At 67.8% G+C, this 4,090-nt stretch carries 5 protein-coding genes; all 5 read right to left on the bottom strand.

The features are described from left to right. Positions 1-58: 58 nt before the first annotated feature. Positions 59-988, bottom strand: coding sequence for a 3-hydroxybutyryl-CoA dehydrogenase (locus tag JTN19_RS13270; RefSeq protein ID WP_206933575.1), 930 nt, complete (start codon positions 986-988; stop codon positions 59-61). Positions 989-992: 4 nt separating this feature from the next. Continuing rightward, entirely contained in the window at positions 993-1,928 is a 936-nt protein-coding gene (locus JTN19_RS13265; RefSeq protein ID WP_206933573.1) for an electron transfer flavoprotein subunit alpha/FixB family protein, read from the bottom strand. Between the two features lie 3 nt (positions 1,929-1,931). Further along, the gene (locus JTN19_RS13260) at positions 1,932-2,681 is read right to left on the bottom strand and encodes an electron transfer flavoprotein subunit beta/FixA family protein (RefSeq protein ID WP_206933571.1); all 750 of its coding nucleotides are present in this window, start codon (positions 2,679-2,681) and stop codon (positions 1,932-1,934) included. Between the two features lie 210 nt (positions 2,682-2,891). After that, entirely contained in the window at positions 2,892-3,593 is a 702-nt protein-coding gene (locus JTN19_RS13255; RefSeq protein ID WP_206933569.1) for a response regulator transcription factor, read from the bottom strand. A gap of 63 nt (positions 3,594-3,656) precedes the next feature. After that, the coding region (locus JTN19_RS13250; RefSeq protein WP_206933566.1) for an AraC family transcriptional regulator at positions 3,657-4,090 on the bottom strand (434 nt) is incomplete at its 5' end.

Here is a 4,090-nt window from a genome sequence, read left to right as displayed (position 1 = left end):
ACATTTTTGAGAGAATGATTCAGCGTTTTCGGCGATTCCGCCTCAACGCATCATGCTCTCACCGCGTGGGCGCCGGCGGGTCCTGGCTGTAGTCGTAGAAGCCCTTGCCCGACTTCCGGCCGAGCCACCCGGCCTCCACATACTTCACCAGCAGCGGGCAGGGGCGGTACTTGCTGTCGGAGAGCCCGTCATAGAGCACCTGCATGATGGAGAGGCAGGTGTCCAACCCGATGAAATCCGCCAGTTCCAGCGGCCCCATCGGGTGGTTGGCGCCCAGCTTCATGGCGGTATCAATGGAGCGGATGTCGCCCACGCCCTCATAGAGGGCATAGACCGCCTCATTGATCATCGGCACCAGCATGCGGTTCACGATGAAGGCGGGGAAATCCTCGCTCGTCGCGGTCTGCTTGCCCAGCTTCTTCGCCAGCGCGTCCACGGCGCGATAGGTCGGCTCATCGGTGGCGATGCCGCGGATAATCTCGACCAGCTTCATGACCGGAACCGGGTTCATGAAGTGCATGCCGATGAAGCGCTCGGGCCGGTCCGTGGCCGCGCCCAGGCGGGTGATGGAAATGGAGGAGGTGTTGGACGCCACCATCGCCGTGGGCTTGAGGTGCGGGCAGAGCGCCTTGAACACCTCAATCTTGATGGCTTCCTTCTCGGTCGCCGCCTCCACCACGAAGTCGGTGTCGGCGAAGAGCGCGTAGTCGGTGCCGGTGGTGATGCGGGCGAGTGCGGCGTCGCGCTGCTCCTCGGTGATGAGCTTGCGGCCGAGTTGCCGCTCCATGTTGCGCGCGATGGTGGTCACGGCCTTGTCGAGCGCGGCCGGGTTGATGTCCACCACCGTCACCGGCAGGCCGGCCAGCGCGCAGACATGCGCGATGCCATTGCCCATCTGCCCGGCGCCGATGACGCCGACGCTCCGGATCTCCGGCACCGCCACGGGCGCCTCCTGCTGGTCGGCGCGCGTGGCCAGGCGGAAGGACATGGCGTCAGCCCTTCGCCAGCTCGGCCTGGAGTTCCGGGATCACCTTGAAGAGGTCACCCACCAGGCCGTAATCGGCCACCTGGAAGATCGGCGCCTCCTCGTCCTTGTTGATGGCGACGATGACCTTGCTGTCCTTCATCCCGGCCAAATGCTGGATGGCGCCCGAGATGCCGATGGCGATGTACAGCTCCGGCGCCACGATCTTGCCGGTCTGGCCCACCTGCATGTCGTTGGGGGCATAGCCGGCATCCACGGCCGCGCGGGAAGCACCCACGGCGGCACCGAGCTTGTCCGCGACACCCTCGATGAGATGAAAATTCTCGGCCGAACCCATGGCGCGGCCGCCGGAGACGACCACGCGCGCCGCGGTCAGTTCCGGCCGCTCGCTCTTCTGCACCTCGGCGCCCACGAAGGACGACTGGCCGGGGTCGGCGGCGGCGGCGACGTTCTCCACCGGGGCGGAACCGCCCGTGGCGGCCACGGGGTCGAAGCTGGCGGCGCGGATGGTCATGACCTTCTTCGCGTCGCTGGACTTCACGGTGGCCAGCGCGTTGCCGGCATAGATGGGGCGGATGAAGGTGTCCGCATCCACCACGCCCGAGACGTCGCTGATGGGCTGCACGTCCAGCAGGGCGGCCACGCGCGGCATCACGTTCTTGCCGGCGGCGGAGGCGGGGGCCATCAGGTGGTCATAGGCCGGCGCCAGCTGCACCAGCAGGGCGGCCAGCGGCTCGGCCAGGCGGTGGGCGAGGGAGGCATCCTCAGCCAGCAGCACCTTGGCCACGCCCGGCAGGGCGGCGGCGGCCGGCGCGGCGCCGGCGGCCCCTTCGCCCACCACCAGCACATGCACCTCACCCAGCTTCTGGGCGGCGGCGAGGGTGGAGCGGGTGGGCTGGGAGACGGCCGAGCCGTCGTGGTCGGCGAGAAGAAGGACGGCCATGGCTCAGATCACCTTCGCTTCGTTGCGCAGCTTCTCGACCAGTTCCTGCACGGAGGCCACGCGCGCGCCGGCCTGGCGCTTGGCGGGTTCCTCGACGCGCAGCACGGTCAGCCGCGGGGTCACGTCCACGCCGAGATCGGCGGGCTTGATCGTCTCGATGGGCTTCTTGCGCGCCTTCATGATGTTGGGCAGCGAGGCGTAGCGCGGCTCGTTCAGGCGGAGGTCCGCGGTGACGACGGCGGGCAGCTTCAGCTTCACCGTCTCGAGCCCGCCATCCACCTCGCGCGTCACGGTGGCCGAGCCGTCCGCGATCTCGACCTTGGAGGCGAAGGTGCCCTGGGGCCAGCCCATCAGCGCCGCCAGCATCTGGCCGGTGGCGTTCATGTCGTCGTCAATGGCCTGCTTGCCCATGACCACCAGGTCCGGGCTTTCCTTGGCGATCAGCGCCTTGAGCAGCTTGGCGACCGCGATGGGTTCCAGCACGCCGTCATGCTCAACCAGGATGCCGCGATCCGCGCCCATGGCGAGCGCCGTGCGGATCTGTTCCTGGGCGGCGGTGGGGCCGCAGGAGACGGCGATGATCTCGGTGGCGACGCCCTTTTCCTTCAGGCGCACGGCCTCCTCGACGGCGATCTCGTCGAAGGGATTCATGGACATCTTGACGTTGGCGGTCTCGACGCCCGTGTTGTCCGCCTTCACGCGAACCTTGACGTTGTAGTCCACCACCCGCTTGACGGGAACGAGGAGCTTCATGGGGCGTGGCGCCTTCTTTTGCTGCACTGCCGTGATGTGGCGGCGACCCTAGCCACGGCGGGCAGACAGGGCAAGCGGGGCCGCCCGGTTTCCGGGCCCCCGCCTTACCATCTTACGATCTTACCATCTTACCCGCGCTGTGCCGGGGGCTACTGCTCCTTGTAGCGGGTGATTCACGCCTCCGGGCTGAAGCCCTCCGACGATCACACGCTACTGTTCCTTGTAGCGGTAGCCGATGCCGTAGAGCGTCTCGATCTGCGCGAACTCGTCATCCACGGCGCGAAACTTCTTCCGGACGCGCTTCACATGGCTGTCAATCGTGCGGTCGTCTACATAAATGTTTTCGCCGTAAGCCGCATCAATGAGTTGGTCGCGGTTCTTCACAAGCCCGGGCCGCAGCGCCAGCGTCTTCACCAGCAGGAATTCCGTGACCGTCAGCTGGATGGGCTGGCCGCGCCAGAGGCAGGTGTGCTTTGTCTCGTCCAGCGTCAGGTCGCCGCGCACCAGCAGCCCGCCGGGCGGCTGGCCCGCGGCCTCGGCGCGGCTCGCGTCGTTGCGGCGCAGCAGGGCGCGGATGCGCTCCAGCACCAGGCGCTGGCTGAAGGGCTTGGTGATGTAGTCATCGGCGCCGAGGCGCAGGCCCATCAGCTCATCCACCTCCTCATCCTTGGAGGTGAGGAAGATGACGGGCATGGCCGAGCGCGCGCGCAGCCGCTGCAGCAGCTCCATCCCGTCCATGCGGGGCATCTTGATGTCCAGCACCGCGAGGTCGGCGGGCTTGCCGAGCAGGCCTTGCAGGGCGCTCTCGCCATCCGTGTAGGTGCGGACGGTGTAGCCCTCCTGCTCCAGCGTCATGGAGAGCGAGGTGAGGATGTTCCGGTCGTCATCCACAAGGGCGATGGTCTGCGGCATGGGGGCCTCCTGTTCGCCACTTATAGGTGTGGATCATGGCGGAAGACAGGCCTGGGGGTGGCGTCAGCGCGGCTTGAGGGGCATCAGGATGTCCGTCAGCCATTCGGAGGGGGGCAGGGCGCGGGGGTCGTTGAGGTATTCCTCCATCATGGGCTGGTCCGCCGGCTCCTCGCCCGAGGCGGGCAGCCATTCGCCATAGAGTCGGTCATAGGCGGCCTCGATCTCCACATAGGGGCCCTGGAAGCGCAGCCGGGCGCAGCGCAGGGCGGCGGTGGCGATGATCTCCATGCCGGGGTCGAGCGGGGTGCCGGGCGGCACGGTCAGCGCCGCATGGGCGCGGAGTTCGGCGTCGGGCATGGAGGTCGGGTCGTCATGGTAGAGGCCTAAGGACCGCGCCTCCGCCCCCATCAGCCCGCGCGCGGCGGCCCAGGCGGTGAGGCGGGCGAAGACCGGCCCGATGGCGTCGTAGGAACCGCGATGCGGCAGGGCGGCCAGAT

Source organism: Roseococcus thiosulfatophilus, assembly GCF_017311575.1.
GTDB classification, from domain to species: Bacteria; Pseudomonadota; Alphaproteobacteria; order Acetobacterales; family Acetobacteraceae; genus Roseococcus; species Roseococcus thiosulfatophilus.
Note: the sequence above shows the minus strand (reverse complement) of the source record. Positions and strands in the feature narration are given on the sequence as shown.

Coding starts and splice junctions, on each gene's coding strand:
- JTN19_RS13270 (WP_206933575.1), bottom strand. CDS start 988: ATGTCCTTCCGCCTGGCCACGCGCGCCGACCAGCAGGAGGCGCCCGTG.
- JTN19_RS13265 (WP_206933573.1), bottom strand. CDS start 1,928: ATGGCCGTCCTTCTTCTCGCCGACCACGACGGCTCGGCCGTCTCCCAG.
- JTN19_RS13260 (WP_206933571.1), bottom strand. CDS start 2,681: ATGAAGCTCCTCGTTCCCGTCAAGCGGGTGGTGGACTACAACGTCAAG.
- JTN19_RS13255 (WP_206933569.1), bottom strand. CDS start 3,593: ATGCCGCAGACCATCGCCCTTGTGGATGACGACCGGAACATCCTCACC.